This is a genomic window from Streptomyces scabiei 87.22, assembly GCF_000091305.1.
GTDB lineage: Bacteria > Actinomycetota > Actinomycetes > Streptomycetales > Streptomycetaceae > Streptomyces > Streptomyces scabiei.
Map to the genome: position 1 here is coordinate 2,867,106 of NC_013929.1, position 16,472 is coordinate 2,883,577.

A 16,472-nucleotide genomic window follows, 5' to 3' on the forward strand; every position below is an offset into this window, starting at 1 on the left:
GGCCCGATCAGCCCAGGTCGAGGAAGTGTTCGAGGCCGAAGGTGAGACCCGGGGTCGTCACCACCCGTCGGGCCCCGAGCAGGATGCCCGGCATGAAGCTGCTGTGGTGGAGGGAGTCGTGGCGGATGGTGAGGGTCTCGCCCTCGCCGCCGAGGAGGACCTCCTGGTGGGCCAGCAGACCGCGCAGACGGACGGAGTGGACGGGGACCCCGTCGACGTCCGCGCCGCGCGCACCGTCCAGAGCCGTCTCCGTGGCGTCCGGGGCCTGGGCCGTGCCTGCCGCGCGCCGTGCCTCGGCGATGAGCTGGGCCGTGCGTGTGGCGGTGCCCGAGGGGGCGTCGACCTTCTTCGGGTGGTGCAGTTCGACGACCTCCACCGACTCGAAGTACGGCGCGGCGATCTGCGCGAACTTCATGTTCAGGACGGCCCCGATGGAGAAGTTGGGCGCGATGAGGACGCCCGTCTCCGGGGACTTCGCCAGCCAGCCGTTCAGCTGCGCGAGGCGCTCGTCGGTCCAGCCCGTGGTGCCGACGACGGCGTGGATGCCGTGGCCGACGCAGTACTCCAGGTTGTCCATGACCGAGGCGGGGGTGGTCAGTTCCACGGCGACCTGGGCGCCGCTCCCGGCCAGGGTCTCCAGCTGGTCGCCCCGGCTCAGGGCGGCGACCAGCTCCATGTCCTCGGCGGCCTCGACGGCCCGTACGGCCTCGGAGCCGATACGGCCCCGGGCACCGATGACCGCCACGCGCAGCTTGCTCATTGCTTGGTTCCTTAACTGGGGTGTCAGGCGACGGCTTCGTGGAGACGGGACGCCTGTTTGTCCTTGAGCGGGCCTATCACCGACAGGGAGGGCCGTCGGCCCAGGACCTCGCGGGCCACCTCACGGACCTCGTCCGGGGTCACCGCCGCCATACGGGCCAGCATCTCGTCGACGGACATCTGCTCGCCCCAGCACAGCTCGCTCTTGCCGATGCGGTTCATGATCGCGCCGGTGTCCTCCAGACCGAGGACCGTGGAGCCGCGGAGCTGGCCGATGGCGCGCTCGATCTCGTCGTCCGGCAGTCCGTGCTCGGCTACCTGGTCGAGTTCGTCGCGGCAGATCTTCAGCACGTCGTGCACCTGGGACGGACGGCAGCCGGCGTACACGCCGAACAGGCCGCAGTCGGCGAAGCCGGAGGTGTACGAGTACACGCTGTAGGCGAGGCCGCGCTTCTCGCGGACCTCCTGGAAGAGGCGGGAGGACATGCCGCCGCCGAGCGCGGTGTTGAGCACACCGAGGGCCCAGCGGCGCTCGTCGGTGCGGGCGAGGCCGGGCATGCCGAGCACGACGTGGGCCTGCTCGGTCCTGCGGCCGACCAGCTCGACCCGGCCGGCCGTGCGCAGGGCACGGCGGCCGTCGCGCGGGGCGATCGGGGTGGCGTCGGCGCGGGTGAGGGCGCCGGCGCTCTCGAAGGCCGCGCGGACCTGGCGTACGACCTTGTTGTGGTCGACGTTGCCCGCGCAGGCGACCACGAGGTGGGTCGGGTCGTAGTGCTTCCGGTAGAAGCGGCGGATGCGGTCGGCGGTGAGCGCGTTGACGGTGTCGACCGTGCCGAGGACCGGCCGGCCGAGCGGGGTGTCGCCGAACATGGTGTGCGCGAACAGGTCGTGCACGCAGTCGCCCGGGTCGTCCTCGGTCATCGCGATCTCTTCGAGGATGGCGCCGCGCTCGACGTCGACGTCCTCCTCACGGATGAGGGAGCCGGTGAGCATGTCGCAGACCGTGTCGATGGCGAGCGGCAGGTCGGTGTCGAGCACGCGCGCGTAGTAGCACGTGTACTCCTTCGCCGTGAACGCGTTCATCTCGCCGCCGACCGCGTCGATCGCGGAGGAGATGTCGAGCGCGCTGCGGCGTCCGGTGCCCTTGAAGAGCAGGTGCTCCAGGTAGTGGGTGGCACCGTTGAGCGCGGGAGTCTCGTCGCGGGAGCCTACGTGCGCCCAGATGCCGAAGGTGGCGGAGCGCACGGACGGCAGGGTCTCGGTGACGATGCGCAGCCCGCCCGGGAGGGTGGTCTTGCGGACCGTGCCGATGCCGTCTCTGCCCTTGACCAGGGTTTGGGTACGGGCGACGGCCCGCGCCTCCGTGGAGGTGCGGGCCGTCGTCCTGGAGCTACGGGACGTCACTTGTCGCCGTCGTCCTTCTTGTCCTCGGAACCGTCCTCGCCCTCGATCACGGGGATGAGGGAGAGCTTCCCGCGGGAGTCGATCTCGGCGATCTCGACCTGGACCTTGGAGCCCACGCCGACGACGTCCTCGACGTTCTCCACGCGCTTGCCGCCGGCGAGCTTGCGGATCTGCGAGATGTGCAGCAGACCGTCCTTGCCCGGGAGCAGCGACACGAACGCGCCGAAGGTCGTCGTCTTCACGACGGTGCCCAGGTAGCGCTCGCCGACCTCCGGCATGGTCGGGTTGGCGATGCCGTTGATCGTGGCGCGGGCGGCCTCGGCCTGCGAGCCCTGCTGGGCACCGATGTAGATGGTGCCGTCGTCCTCGATCGTGATCTCGGCGCCGGTGTCCTCCTGGATCTGGTTGATCATCTTGCCCTTGGGGCCGATGACCTCACCGATCTTGTCCACGGGGATCTTGACGGTGATGATCCGCGGGGCGTTGGGGGACATCTCGTCCGGCGTGTCGATCGCTTCCATCATCACGTCGAGGATGTGGAGGCGGGCGTCACGGGCCTGCTTGAGGGCGGCGGCCAGGACGGAGGCGGGAATGCCGTCCAGCTTGGTGTCGAGCTGGAGGGCGGTGACGAACTCCTTGGTGCCGGCGACCTTGAAGTCCATGTCGCCGAAGGCGTCCTCCGCACCGAGGATGTCGGTGAGGGCGACGTAGTGCGTCTCGCCGTTGATCTCCTGCGAGATCAGGCCCATGGCGATACCGGCGACGGGGGCCTTGAGCGGCACACCGGCGTTCAGCAGCGACATGGTGGAGGCGCAGACCGAGCCCATGGACGTCGAGCCGTTGGAGCCGAGGGCCTCGGACACCTGGCGGATCGCGTAGGGGAACTCCTCGCGCGTCGGCAGGACCGGCACGATCGCGCGCTCGGCGAGCGCGCCGTGGCCGATCTCGCGGCGCTTGGGGGAGCCGACGCGGCCGGTCTCGCCGACGGAGTACGGCGGGAAGTTGTAGTTGTGCATGTAGCGCTTGCGGGTCACCGGGGAGAGGGTGTCCAGCTGCTGCTCCATCCGGAGCATGTTGAGGGTGGTGACGCCCAGGATCTGGGTCTCGCCACGCTCGAACAGCGCCGAGCCGTGCACGCGCGGGATGGCCTCGACCTCGGCGGCGAGCGTACGGATGTCCGTGACGCCACGGCCGTCGATGCGGACCTTGTCCTTGATGACGCGCTCACGCACGAGGGACTTGGTCAGCGAGCGGTACGCGGCGCTGATCTCCTTCTCGCGGCCCTCGAACTGCGGGAGCAGCTTCTCGGCGGCGAGGCCCTTGACGCGGTCCAGCTCGGCCTCGCGGTCCTGCTTGCCCGCGATGGTGAGCGCCTGCGTCAGCTCGTCCTTGACGGCGGCGCTGAGCGCCTCCAGGACGTCGTCCTGGTAGTCGAGGAAGACCGGGAACTCGCCGGTCGGCTTGGCGGCCTTCGACGCGAGGTCGGCCTGGGCCTTGCAGAGGACCTTGATGAAGGGCTTCGCGGCGTCCAGACCGGCGGCGACGACCTCCTCGGTCGGCGCCTCGGCGCCGCCCTGGACCAGCTGGATCGTCTTCTCGGTGGCCTCGGCCTCGACCATCATGATCGCGACGTCGCCGTCCTCCAGCACACGGCCGGCGACGACCATGTCGAAGACGGCGTCCTCCAGCTCGGTGTGCGTCGGGAAGGCCACCCACTGGTTGTTGATCAGCGCGACGCGGACGCCGCCGATCGGACCGGAGAAGGGCAGGCCGGCCAGCTGGGTGGACGCGGACGCGGCGTTGATCGCGACGACGTCGTACAGGTGGTCGGGGTTGAGCGCCATGATCGTGGCGACGACCTGGATCTCGTTGCGCAGGCCCTTCTTGAAGGAGGGGCGCAGCGGGCGGTCGATCAGGCGGCAGGTGAGGATGGCGTCCTCGGAGGGACGGCCCTCACGGCGGAAGAAGCTGCCGGGGATCTTGCCGGCGGCGTACATCCGCTCCTCGACGTCCACCGTGAGGGGGAAGAAGTCGAGCTGGTCCTTGGGGTTCTTGGAAGCTGTGGTGGCCGACAGCACCATGGTGTCGTCGTCCAGGTAGGCCACGGCGGAACCGGCGGCCTGGCGGGCCAGACGGCCCGTCTCGAAACGGATGGTGCGGGTGCCGAAGGAGCCGTTGTCGATGACGGCCTCGGCGTAGTGGGTCTCGTTCTCCACTAGCAAATTCTCCGATACTTTTCGTCTTTCGTCCCTGGGCCTGCCCGTGTGGCAGGGGGACGGTGGCGGAGAAGCGCTCCGTCTGGTGCGGGCCGGTCTTCGATCGAAGCCCACGGGGTTCGCAATCCCCCGGGGGCCACTACCGAGGACCGGCGGCGGCGAGGTGCGCTTCTCCTCGTACGTGTGCGTGCGGTGCCCTCCGGGCGCCTCACGCCATGTCGTGCCTCGTGCGTTGTGCTACCACACTACAAAGGGGTGGTGACACTCCGCACGTTTCCACCCGTACGTCCCGCGTGCGTCGGGGCCGCGCGCCCCCTCCCGGGGGCGGCCGGCGTTCCGGTGCGCGGCCGTGCGGGTGCGTACAGCAAAGGGAGCGGTCCCCCGATCTCCCGGGAACCGCTCCCCTCACCGCGTCCTACTTGGCGCCCGCCGCACCGCGACGGATGCCAAGGCGGTCGACCAGCGCACGGAAGCGCTGGATGTCCTTCTTGGCGAGGTACTGCAGCAGGCGGCGACGCTGACCGACCAGGATCAGCAGACCACGACGGGAGTGGTGGTCGTGCTTGTGGGTCTTGAGGTGCTCGGTCAGGTCCGAGATGCGGCGGGAGAGCATCGCGACCTGGACCTCGGGGGAGCCGGTGTCGCCCTCCTTGGTACCGAACTCGGTGATGATCTGCTTCTTCGTAGCGGCGTCGAGCGACACGCGATACTCCTCATGAGTCTCGTTGATGCCACCGAGTGCCCCTGGTCTGCGTCTCAGGGGGACTTCTGTGACTCGGGTGGCGGGGTCCGCTGGGGGCTACCTCCGGAATCCGGGGGTGCGCACACAAACGGCCACGGGACAGAGTACCAGCCTGCGGGGATACGCCCGACCCGGCCCTGTCGGGCGTATCCCCGCAGGAGGAGAAACCTTCATCCCGAAGGGGCGGGCGGACATCGTCCGGCGGCCGGGCAGCGCGCGGGCCGGCACGGCGGTGTGCGGACATCGGCAAACCCCTGACCAGGGCGAACAAGGACAAGTAGGGTGACCTGACAGCTGGTTGACACGACGCTCGTCGACACGACGAAGCCCGTCGGCACGGACGAAGGGACCCAGCCGCGATGGCCGAGGCCGAGGACAAGGAACTCAAGGCGCGCAAGGAGCGGGAGAAGGACGAGCTGTACGCCCTCGACATCTCCGGCGTCGAGTGGCACAGCGCGCCGGGGACCGAGGATCAGGAGGAGCGGGTCGAGATCGCCTACCTCCCCGGGGGCGCCGTCGCCATGAGGTCCTCGCTCGACCACGACACGGTGCTGCGGTACACGGAGGGGGAATGGCGGGCCTTCGTGCTGGGGGCGCGCGACGGCGAGTTCGATCTGGAGCCGGCTCCGGGGGGCCGCGGGCCGGGCGCATAGAGGGTCAGGCGTGTAGCGGGCCGGGCGCGTAGCGGGCGCGGCGCCACGGCGGCGGTGCGAGGGGCAGGCAGCCGGGGGCGGTTGCCTGCCCCTCGCGCTTCGTGGGCCGGGCGCCCTCGGTCGTCGACGGGACGGCCGGCGTGAGGAGGCCGGGCGCGGGGCAGACGGGGCGTGGGGAGGCCGACGTCGAAGATCCATTCTGGGAGGCATGCCCAAGTTTCCTCCTTTTCAGGCTGGTTGGGCGCTTCGTCGGCGCCGGTCGGGAGAGACGGGCCTGCCGGGCCCGGGGTGGTGATGATTAGGCTGGGGTGCAGCACGTCGCGAGTCGCCCGCACGCGGGTGGTACGGGCTGTGTGACTTGGCCCGGGGCCCGAGGGGGATCGGCCCGGCGACATCGGACGACAGCAACGGTCGCCCCAGCACGCCATGAGGGTGCTCGACCACACCAGGAGGAACTGTGAGCAGCGATCGGGACGGGACGCGCGGGGGCTGGGCCACACCCGACGATGACCAGCCCGACGCGGAGTCCGCCATCGAGATGACGGGCGAGTTCACCATCGACTACGCGCCGCCTGCCTGGTACACGCAGAACGCCACCTCGGGAGCCGGGTGGGTGCCGAGCGCCGACACGGACACGGATGCCGGTCCTGGCGGCGCCGCGGGGAGCGTTCCTCCGGCCGCCGGCTCCGTGACGCCGCCGCCCGGGCTGCCGTTCGCGCCGCCCGTCGGCGCTCCTCTCGACATGTCCGGCGTGCCCGGCTCGTATCCGCCTCCTCGGCCTCCGTCGGCGCCCGCGGCTGCGGCTGCGGCTGACGTCGAGGACGGGAGCGAGGGCGACATCGAGAGCGGCGCGACCATGCGGATCTCCGCCGCCGCGATGAAGCGTGAGACCGGTGACGGGGCTGGGGACGGGGCTTCTGTCCAGGGTGCCGGTGACTTCCCGTTGCACGCGCCGCAGGCCGCTGCCGGAGAGCCGGAGAGTGCCGCGTCCGCCGACGCCGGGGTGGCCTCGGGTGGCGGCGAGGGCGCGGCCGCGCCGAGGGGGCCGCAGGTGGCGGAGGCGGCGGAGGCGGCAGAGGGAGCCGATGCCGTTGCGGAGAGTGCGGTTGCGGCCGGTGACGCCGGTGGTGCTGGTGACTCCGGTGCCGCGCAGCCCGTCGAGGGTTCGGCCGCCACCGATGCGTCCGGCGAGGCCGGGGCCACCGAGGCCGTCGCCGTAGAGGGCGACGCCGTGCGGGAGAAAGCCGGTGTGGCCAGTGTGGCCGATGCGACCGGTGCGGCCGATGCCGGTGACGCCGATGGCGAGCAGCCCGCTGGTGCCGTGCGCCCCGATGTCGTGTCCGGCGGGGCCGAGGCGGCTGTTGTCGTCGAGCACGGTGCCGTGTCGCCGGGGTCCGCCCCGCAGGATGCTCCCGCTCAGGGCGCGGCTCCGCAGGCAGCCGCGCCGCAGGATCTCGCTGCGCAGAACGCCGGTTCGCACGATGCCGCCCCCGTCGAGCCCGGCGACGGCGCCGGGGCCCGGGCCGCCGCGCCTCAGCCGGTCGAGCCCCAGGCCGCCGCGCCTCAGCCGGTCGCGCCTCAGCCGGTCGAGCCCCGGGCCGTCGCGCCGCAGGCGGTCGCGCCCGAGGTCGCCGCGGGCGCCCCCGGTGGCGTAGCGCAGACGCCTCCCTCCTGGACGCCTCCGGCGCCGCAGGGTGCGCTTCCGCCGTTGCCGCCCGCGTATCAGCCGGCCGCACCGGCAACGCCCGGCGTGGGAGCACAGTGGCCGCCGGTCGTGCCGACGGCACCGGAGCAGCCCGCGGCTCCCGGCCCTCAGCCCGCGGCAGCGCAGGGCGAGCCGCCCGTGCCGCCGCAGCAGCCGTTCCCCCCGCAGGTACCGCAAAGTGCGCCGCCCGCGGCCTGGGGCGCCCCGGTGACCGCCTCGTCCGGTGCCGCCGATGGGCCCGGCGCATCTGTCGGATCCGGTACGCCCGCTCCCCCCGAGGTCCCCTTGGCCTCCGGTGAGCCCGGCACCCCTGGCGCCTCCGTGCCGCCGGGCCCCCATGCCTTCGGCGCACCGGTCGCCCCGGGCACGCCCGCGACCCCCGGCGCTTCTGGCGTCCCCGCGGCGCCCGGCGCTCCGGACGCGCCCGGCGCTCCGGACGCGCCCGGCGCACCCGTGCCCCCCGACGGCCCCCATGCCTTCGGTCCACCGGTCACCCCCGGTGCGCCCCCGGCACCCGGCACCCCTGACCCCTCCGCCGCGCCGGTGCCCCCGGCCCCGGCGCCCGCCCCCCACCACCAGCCGTCGGCCCCGGCGCCCGCGCCCGACCAGCAGCAGCCGGCTTCCCCAGCCCCCAACCTCCCTCCCGCCCCCGCCGGTTACGGCTTCCCCCAGACCCCTGGTGTGCCTGTCCCCCAGCACGCCGGATACGGCTTCCCCCAGCAGGTGGCGCCCTCGGCTCAGCAGCCCGGCGCCCCCGCGCCCACCCCGCCCCCGGCCCAGCCCGCCCCCGGTTACGGCTTCCCGCAGCCCGGCGCGGCCGTACCCCCGCAGGCACCCGTGCCCCCGCAGGCACCCGTGCCCCCGCAGGCACCCGTCCCGCAGCAGGCCGGCTACGGCTTCCCCCAGCAGCCGGCGCAGCCGGGGCCGCCGGCCGAACAGCACGCGCCTCAGCCCGGCTACGGCTTCCCGCCCGGGGCCCCGGCCCCCCAGGGTCCGCCCGGCGCCCCCACTCCCCCCAGCGGGTACGGCTTCCCCCAGCCCGGTCAGCCCGGTCAGCCGGAGCACCCGGGACACCCCGGCCCGCCCGGTGCGCCGGGGTACCCGTCCGCTCCCGTGGACCCCCGTACGGGCACGTCCTGGCCGCAGCCCGTGCAGCACGATCAGCGGCAGCCCACCAACCCCGGTGTGGCGCCCCTCGGTTACACGGCCGCGGTGGAGCTGTCGTCCGACCGGCTGCTGAACAGCAAGAAGCAGAAGACGAAGAGCAGCCGCCCCGCGTCCGGGGGCGGGCGGTTCAGGCTGGGGGGCAAGAAGGAGGAGGCCGAGCGGCAGCGGAAGCTGGAGCTGATCAGGACGCCGGTGCTGTCCTGCTACCGCATCGCGGTCATCAGCCTCAAGGGCGGCGTCGGCAAGACGACCACCACCACGGCCCTCGGCTCGACGCTCGCCACCGAGCGGCAGGACAAGATCCTCGCGATCGACGCCAACCCGGATGCCGGAACGCTCGGCCGTCGTGTGCGGCGCGAGACCGGGGCCACCATCCGTGACCTCGTCCAGGCGATCCCGTACCTCAACTCGTACATGGACATCCGGCGGTTCACCTCGCAGGCGGCCTCGGGGCTGGAGATCATCGCCAACGACGTCGACCCCGCCGTGTCCACGACGTTCAACGACGAGGACTACCGCCGCGCGATCGACATCCTCGGCAAGCAGTACCCGATCATCCTCACCGACTCCGGTACCGGACTGCTCTACAGCGCCATGCGCGGGGTGCTCGACCTCGCGGACCAGCTCATCATCATCTCGACGCCGTCCGTGGACGGGGCGAGCAGTGCCAGTACGACACTGGACTGGCTGTCCGCGCACGGCTACCAGGATCTGGTGGCGCGTTCCCTGACGGTCATCTCGGGGGTGCGCGAGACCGGGAAGATGATCAAGGTGGACGACATCGTCTCCCACTTCGAGACGCGCTGCCGCGGTGTGGTGGTCGTGCCCTTCGACGAACACCTGTCGGCCGGTGCCGAGTTGGACCTCGACATGATGCGGCCGAAGGTGCGGGAGGCGTACTTCACCCTCGCCGCGATGGTCGCCGAGGACATCGCCAGGCACCAGCAGTCGCACGGCCTGTGGACCTCGGACGGCAACCCGCCGCCGGTGGTGGCGCCGCCGCTGCCCGGTCAGCAGATCCCCGGTCAGCAGCCGTACCCGCAGCAGCAGGGCCAGCCGTACCCCGGTCAGCCCTACCCGGGTCAGCCGGCCCCGGGCCAGGCCCCGCAGCCCTACGGCCACCCGTACCCGCCCCAACAACCGCAGCACCCGCAGCACCCGCAGCACCCGCAGCACCCGCAGCAGGGCCAGCCCTACCCGCCTGCTCCGCCGCAGTAGGGGCAGGGCAGACGCAGCAGCCGAACAAGCCAGAGGGCCCGTACCGTTCGCGATCCACGAACGGTACGGGCCCTCTCGGCTGCCGGCTCAGGCTCAGGCCCGGCCGGCAGGTCCGGCTATTCCGGCCGGTACGAACCGATCAGCTCCCGGCACCGCTTCACGTCCTCGCCCATCGCCACGAGCAGCGCGTCCAGCGAGTCGAACTTCGCCTGGCCGCGCACGAAGGAGAGGAAGTCGACGGCGGCGTGGAGGCCGTAGAGGTCGAGTCCGACGCGGTCGATGGCGTACGCCTCGACCGTGCGCTCGGTGCCGTCGAACTGCGGGTTCGTGCCGACGGAGATCGCGGCGGGCATGGCCTCGCCGTCGACGTGCAGCCAGCCGGCGTAGACGCCGTCGGCCGGGATCGCGGTGTGCGGGAGCGTCTCCACGTTGGCCGTGGGGAAGCCCAGTTCGCGACCGCGCTGCGCCCCGCGTACGACGACGCCCTCGACACGGTGGGGGCGGCCGAGGATCTCGCGCGCGCCCTCCACGTCGCCCTCGGTGACCAGCTTGCGGGTCAGGGTCGAGGAGAACGGCTGTCCGCCGCCCGCCTCGCCGGTGACGAACAGGTCGACGACCTCGACCTCGAAGTCGTACGTCTTGCCCAGCTCGACCAGGTACGCCACGTCTCCGGCGGCCTTGTGGCCGAAGCGGAAGTTGGGGCCCTCGACGACGGCCTTGGCGTGCAGCTTGTCGACCAGGACCTTGACGACGAAGTCGGCCGGGGACAGCCGCGAGAACTCGGACGTGAACGGCAGGACCAGCACGGCGTCCACACCCAGGTCGGCCATGAGTTCGGCACGGCGGTGGTGCGGGGCGAGCAACGGAGGGTGGGAGCCGGGGCGCACGACCTCGCTGGGGTGCGGGTCGAAGGTCACGGCGACGGCGGGAACGCCCCGTTCCCGGGCTCGTTCCACGGCGTGCCGAAGGATCAGCTGGTGCCCACGGTGCACCCCGTCGTAGGAACCGATGGTGACGACGCTGCGCCCCCAGTCCTCGGGGATGTCCTCCAAGCCACGCCAGCGCTGCACTGTGACCGCTCCTCGTCGAACCCGTGTCCGTATTGACGCCTATCCCTTACGCAGGTCTAAGGGTGCCATGCCCGGTGCCCTCGCCCCGCATCGGCATCCTGGCTGTGACCCGGAGCACCGGAAGCCGTGACCGGGACCACACAGGGAAGGACCGGTTCACGCGGGCACCCGCACTCCCCGTACCCCCGCCAGGTTCTCGATCATCCGCCGGGTGCTCGGCCCGACCACCGCCGCCCACTCCTGGGGTGTGCCGTTGAGCCAGCCGGCCACGAGCCCCGCGAAACCCGGCACATGACGGGCCAGGTCGACGAGCGCCCAGTCGAACCGGGTGGCCCCTTCCGGCGTGCGGACGAGCAGCATCCCCACCTGGTGGACCAGCGAGCGCGTGGCCGCGACGTCCCCGGCCGGCCTCGTGCCCCGCGCATCCGTGGTCACACCGCGCGAGGCGGCCGCCCGCAGGAGGGCGTCGAGGACGGACGGGTCCCGCTCGGTCGCCGTCACCAGGTCGAGCAGTTCACGCCGCAACGGGCCGGAGGCAGGGGTTCCCGGGTCGGCGACGACCGCCGCGAGGGCCGCGCGGACCTGCACGGGCCCCTCGACGATCAGACCGCTCACCAGCGGGAACAGTACGGCGCGGGTGCCCGGACCGTGCTCCAGCCTGCGGTCGACGTACGCGGCCACGTGTCCGGCGACCTCCGGGCGCAGCGCGACGACCTCACGCACCAGGACGGTGACGCGGCGCGCGAGCCCGGGCGTCGTGACCTCGGCGAGGGTGCGCAGGGCCTCGCCGTCCGAGCCCTCGGCGCCCGGAGTCCGCAGCCGGGTGCGGAAGGCGTCGAGCACCGGGTCCGGGTGGGTGGTGAGCGCGCCGGCCAGGGCGCTCGCGGGCAGATGCGGGTCCCCGGCGGCGAAGCGCTCCAGCGCCTGCGGCAGATACCGCGGCCTGGTCAGCGGATCCCGTACGAGCAGGGCGAGGGCGCCGCTGTGCAGGGTGACGTCGGCGGGACGGCCCAGCAGGGCGAGGGCCGCGTGGCGGAGCAGTCCGCGGTCGGCCTCGGTGCTCACGTGCGCGGCGGTCCGCAGCCCGTACGTGAGCCCGGCGACCCGGCGGGCCGGGCGGTCGTCGTGCGCCCATCGGTCGACGGCCCGGCAGACCGCCGAGGGCTCCTCCTCGGACAGCACGGCGAGCAGTTCGTCGCCGCGCCGGTGCGCGCTGTCGACCAGCGCCTCGGTCAGGTCGTCCAGGGCGCACCGCCGATGGGTGTGGAGCAGCGCCTGCGCGGCCGTCGCCACGGTGGCGTCAGGGGTCGCGACCAGGGGGGTGTCCTCGAGGAACCAGCGGGTGAGCAGCGGCTGTACGGCGGCGGGGCGGGCCGCGAGGAGCCGGGAGACCACGTCGAGATAGCGGGGTCCCTCACCGGTGGCCGGGTCGGCGACGACCAGGCGGCGCAGCAGGTCGAACCGTTCCGCCTCGGGCAGCGGCAGCTCCGCCCAGAAGTCGGGCCCGAACTCCCCCGGTACGCCACGGCCCTGGGCACGCCAGGCCCCGATGCGCTCGGTGAGGAAACGCAGCACCCGGGTGTGGGGTGTCGCGTCGGGCACCCGGAGCAGCACCTGGGACAGGAGGCGGGCGGCCCACCAGGTGGGGTCGTCGGGGGCGGCGGAACCCGGCGGCAGCAGAGCGTCCAGGGCGTCGAGCAACTCCTCCAGGCGCCCGGCGAGTTCGGTGGGGCCCTGCTGGCGGCCGAGAAGGAGGAGGGCGTGCACGACGGGGCCCACGCGGTGGCGGGGCACGGGCAGGTCGCGGGTGGCCCGGCGGGCATGGCGGCGGACCTGGGCCTGGGACGGCATAGTGCCCCAGCCGCGCCGGGCCTCGTCCTGTGCGGTCCAGCCCCGGTGCACCAGCGCGTGCAGGGCCGCGTCGAGGTCCAGGTGGGCGCCCTGGATCCAGTCGGCCAGCTCCTCGTGGGCGAAACGGTAGCCCTCACCCGCCGGGACGAGCAGCCCCTCGGTGAGCACGGCGGAGGCCCAGCCGGTGGTGCCGCCGAGCCGACCGCCCGGCACCGGCCCCCAGGGGAACAGCGCCTCGAACGCCGTCCGGTCCAGCTCTCCCTGTCCGGGGCCGAGGCACCGTCGGGCCGCCTCGTGCACCTGCCCGGCGACCTGTGCCGCGAGCCGCCGCACGGCCGTCCCCCGGACACCGTTCGCCGCCGCGAGCCGCACGGCGACGCGCAGACACATCAGATCCAGGTGGGCACCCAGCACCTCGTCCCGGCCGGGCGGTCCGGCGGAGGCGCCATCCTCGCCGGGCCGCCCGGCCGGGGTGTCCGGCAGCGCCGCCCGCACCTCGGCCAGGAGCCGCAGGGTGAGCGGATGCCGGGCGTCGGGCCCGGCCGGCGCGTCCTCGGGGAGCCCGTACCGGAGCCGGGCCCGCCGGGCCTCGCCCTCCGTCAGGTCGCCCAGCCGTACGCAGGCGGGCAGCGGGGGCCCCTGGGCGCCGGACAGCTCGCCGTGCAGCAGCTCCGCGGGGAAGTGCGCCCCGGCCCGCTCCCAGTACTCGGCACGGCAGGCCACCACGAGCCGGGCCCCGTTCTCCCGCAGCCACCGGGCCGTCCCGGCGGTCCACTCGGCCAGTCGGTGCGCGAGTGCCGGCGGCATCTCCTCGGGTCCGTCGAGGAGCAGCAGCAGGGGCCGCCCGCGCTCCGCGGCGAGCCGGGCGAGCCGCTCGGGCCGGATGTCCCCCAGCTCACCGCCGTACCGGCCGGAGGGAGGGCGCTCCGCCTCGTCGGACGGGCGGTCCGGGGCCGCTGGGGCATCCGCCGTCCCGGGCGTCCCCGACGGCGCCCGAGCCCCGGCCCCGTCCGGCCTCGCAGCCGACGCCGTCGCCGAGGCCGATGCCGCCACGATCCGTCCCGCCCGTTCCAGCGAGCGGCGTGCCGCGTCCGCCACGGAGTCGTCCTCGGAGAGGAGATCGGCGCCGCGGAGCCAGAGCGTGGGCGCGGGCTCGGGCCCCCGGACGCGCCGGGCGGCGAGCGCGGCCAGCTCGGTCGTACGGCCGCTGCCGGGGGCGCCGACGAGGCCGAGGACCGTGGCCGGGCCGTCGACGAAGGCGGTGAACTCCCTTACGACATCGGCGCGTTCGACGGGTTCGGCACCGGCGGCCGCGACGGCCCCGGCACTTGCTCCGGGCCCGTCCGACCCCACCGTGGTGGCCGTCAGCTCCAGCACCCCGGCCAGGTTCAGATCGGTGCCGTACGCGGCCACGGTCGCCGCGTTGCGTGCGAGCAGTTCGGCCAGGGGCCTCTCGGAGCGCCAGTCGCGCAGGGGCACCGCGAAGCCGGTGGTCCGGTGTGCCGCCTCCAGTGCCGTGCCGAGCACGCCCACCACCGTGCCGGTGGCCGCGTCGAGGACCGGTCCGCCGGCGGCGCCCCCGCCCAGCCGCAGCGCCTCGCTGCCGGCCGTGCCGATCGCCAGCTCCAGGGCGCCGCGCAGCAGATGGAAACCGTCGGTCGCCGTGTACGTGACGTCCGCCGTGCCCAGCACCCGCGCCTCGCGCCAGCCACCGGCCGCGATGCGGACGTACGCGCCCGTCGCGACCTCGTCCCGCAGGGCGAAGGGCAGCGGGTCCACGCACAGCCCCTCGGTGCGGATGAGCGCGAGATCGAGGGCGGGCAGCGCGGTCACCGCGTCGGAACTCACCACGCAGACACGGTCGCCGGTGGCGCGCACCACGATGCGGGCCAGTCCGTCCACCGCCTCATGACTGGTGACGACCGTGCCGTGGTGATCGGCCACGAAGCCCGTGCCGCGCGGTCGTCCCGCCAGATCGCCGACCCGCACGAGGACTTCGTCCCGCGCCGCCCGGCGGCCGTCGTCGGTCGCCCGACGGCCCCGTACCGCCATGTCCTGACCTCCCCGTCGTACCTGTGTTCCGACGGTAGGCACGTGAAGATCAGCGGAACAGATCGCGCGGCGAACGCGCCCCCTTCCGCTCCCTCGGTTCACTCCGAGCGCCTGCACGAAGGGGTGAATAGCACCGGGCGGATGGATACACCTCTGGGTGGGGGAACCGAGGGGGGACCGTGGAGCGGCGGGAACGGCAGTCCCCGTGACCGCCGCTCCACGGTTCGCCGGCAGTTCGCCCGCCCCCTGGGGAGGCGGGCTCAGCCGAAGACGGCCAGGCTCCTGGCCTTGCCCTTCTGGCTCTCCACCAGGGCAAGGAAGCGGCCGGCGGGGTCGAAGACGGCGACGGCCCCGCGCTCGGCGTACTCCTCGGGCATCTCCAGGCGCACCCCGTTCAACAGCAGGCGCGCCCGCTTGTCGTCCACGTCCCAGCGGGGGAACGCGGCGTCGGCGGCCTCGGCCACCGGCATCACGGTCAGCTCCTGCTGGAGCTGGTCCAGGGTCCGCGCGGAGTCCAGCTTGTACGGCCCCACACGGGTCCGGCGCAGCGCGGTGAGGTGGCCGCCGACGCCGAGTCCGGCGCCCAGGTCGCGGGCGAGGGCGCGGATGTACGTGCCGGAGGAGCACACCACCGACACCACCAGGTCGAGGACGGGGGTGCCGTCCTCGGCGACGGCCTCACGGACGTCGTACACGGCGAAGGAGGAGATGGTGACGGGCCGGGCGGGAATCTCGAAGTCCTCGCCGTCCCGGGCCCGCTTGTACGACCGCACGCCGTCGATCTTGATGGCGCTGACCTTGGACGGCACCTGCATGATCCGGCCGGTCAGTTCGGCCACACCGGCGTCGACCGCGTCCCGGGTGACCTTCGACGCGTCGACCGACGCCGTGATCTCGCCCTCGGCGTCGTCGGTGAGCGTGGTCTGCCCGAGCCGGACGGTCCCGAGGTACTCCTTCTCGGTGAGCGCGAGGTGACCGAGCAGCTTGGTCGCCTTCTCCACCCCCAGGACGAGCACTCCGGTGGCCATCGGGTCGAGCGTCCCCGCGTGCCCGACCCGGCGGGTCCGGGCGATGCCGCGCATCTTCGCGACGACGTCGTGCGAAGTGAAGCCCGACGGCTTGTCGACGATGACAAGGCCGTCGGGCGTGGTGTTCTTCTGGCGCTGCTGGGTCATGCGGTGGCGTCGTCCTCGTCGGCGTCGTCCTCGTCCGGCTTGCGGTACGGGTCGGCCTCACCGGCGTACTTGGCGCCCGACGCGCTCTCGCGCACCTGGGCGTCCGAGGCCCGCGCCTTGTCGAGGAGGTCGTCGATGGTCTTGGCGGTGTCCGGGAGGGCGTCGGCCACGAAGGTGAGGGTCGGTGTGAACTTCACCTGAGCGGCCCGCCCGACCTCGGAGCGGAGGATGCCCTTGGCGCTCTCCAGCCCCGCGGCGGCCGCCGCCCGCTCCTCGTCGTCCCCGTACACCGTGTAGAAGACGGTCGCCTCCCGCAGGTCCCCGGTCACCCGGGTGTCCGTGATGGTGACGTGGGAGCCGAGCCGCGGGTCCTTGATCCCGCGCAGCAGCTTCTGGGCCACCACCTCTCGGATGAGGTCCGCCAGCCTCTTGGCACGCGCGTTGTCGGCCACTGGTCCGT

General features: G+C 73.3%; 10 protein-coding genes. 2 read left to right on the forward strand and 8 right to left on the reverse strand.

The genetic code is table 11. The features are described from left to right. Window positions 1–7: 7 nt before the first annotated feature. The 4 genes from dapB to rpsO all read right to left on the reverse strand — a co-directional run bounded on the left by dapB (window position 8) and on the right by rpsO (window position 5,082). The gene (gene dapB, locus SCAB_RS11920) at window positions 8–760 is read right to left on the reverse strand and encodes a 4-hydroxy-tetrahydrodipicolinate reductase (RefSeq protein ID WP_013000319.1); all 753 of its coding nucleotides are present in this window, start codon (window positions 758–760) and stop codon (window positions 8–10) included. Window positions 761–783: 23 nt separating this feature from the next. Next, entirely contained in the window at window positions 784–2,163 is a 1,380-nt protein-coding gene (locus tag SCAB_RS11925; protein ID WP_013000320.1) for a M16 family metallopeptidase, read from the reverse strand. Then, window positions 2,160–4,379: a polyribonucleotide nucleotidyltransferase gene (locus SCAB_RS11930; protein WP_037728277.1), complete on the reverse strand. Its 2,220-nt coding sequence runs from the start codon at window positions 4,377–4,379 to the stop codon at window positions 2,160–2,162. The genes SCAB_RS11925 and SCAB_RS11930 overlap by 4 nt, the downstream gene beginning before the upstream one ends. A 415-nt stretch (window positions 4,380–4,794) precedes the next feature. Next, the gene (gene rpsO, locus SCAB_RS11935; RefSeq protein WP_005479656.1) at window positions 4,795–5,082 is read right to left on the reverse strand and encodes a 30S ribosomal protein S15; all 288 of its coding nucleotides are present in this window, start codon (window positions 5,080–5,082) and stop codon (window positions 4,795–4,797) included. A 398-nt stretch (window positions 5,083–5,480) separates the two neighbouring features. On the opposite strand from rpsO, the gene SCAB_RS11940 reads away from it, so the two are divergent. Both SCAB_RS11940 and SCAB_RS44735 read left to right on the forward strand, forming a co-directional pair. After that, window positions 5,481–5,774 (forward strand): DUF397 domain-containing protein, encoded by a 294-nt coding sequence (locus SCAB_RS11940; RefSeq protein WP_013000322.1) that lies wholly within the window; start codon window positions 5,481–5,483, stop codon window positions 5,772–5,774. Between the two features lie 457 nt (window positions 5,775–6,231). After that, window positions 6,232–9,864, forward strand: coding sequence for an SCO5717 family growth-regulating ATPase (locus tag SCAB_RS44735; RefSeq protein WP_086022855.1), 3,633 nt, complete (start codon window positions 6,232–6,234; stop codon window positions 9,862–9,864). Window positions 9,865–9,980: 116 nt separating this feature from the next. On the opposite strand, the gene SCAB_RS11950 is transcribed toward SCAB_RS44735, so the two are convergent. From SCAB_RS11950 to rbfA, 4 genes are all read right to left on the reverse strand, one after another. Then, entirely contained in the window at window positions 9,981–10,934 is a 954-nt protein-coding gene (locus tag SCAB_RS11950; RefSeq protein WP_013000325.1) for a bifunctional riboflavin kinase/FAD synthetase, read from the reverse strand. A gap of 156 nt (window positions 10,935–11,090) precedes the next feature. Continuing rightward, window positions 11,091–14,837, reverse strand: coding sequence for a trypsin-like peptidase domain-containing protein (locus tag SCAB_RS11955; RefSeq protein ID WP_013000326.1), 3,747 nt, complete (start codon window positions 14,835–14,837; stop codon window positions 11,091–11,093). A 260-nt stretch (window positions 14,838–15,097) separates the two neighbouring features. Then, the gene (gene truB / locus SCAB_RS11960) at window positions 15,098–16,012 is read right to left on the reverse strand and encodes a tRNA pseudouridine(55) synthase TruB (RefSeq protein ID WP_013000327.1); all 915 of its coding nucleotides are present in this window, start codon (window positions 16,010–16,012) and stop codon (window positions 15,098–15,100) included. Beyond that, the gene (gene rbfA / locus SCAB_RS11965) at window positions 16,009–16,464 is read right to left on the reverse strand and encodes a 30S ribosome-binding factor RbfA (RefSeq protein ID WP_013000328.1); all 456 of its coding nucleotides are present in this window, start codon (window positions 16,462–16,464) and stop codon (window positions 16,009–16,011) included. Before rbfA ends, truB begins: the two co-directional genes overlap by 4 nt. Window positions 16,465–16,472 lie beyond the last annotated feature (8 nt).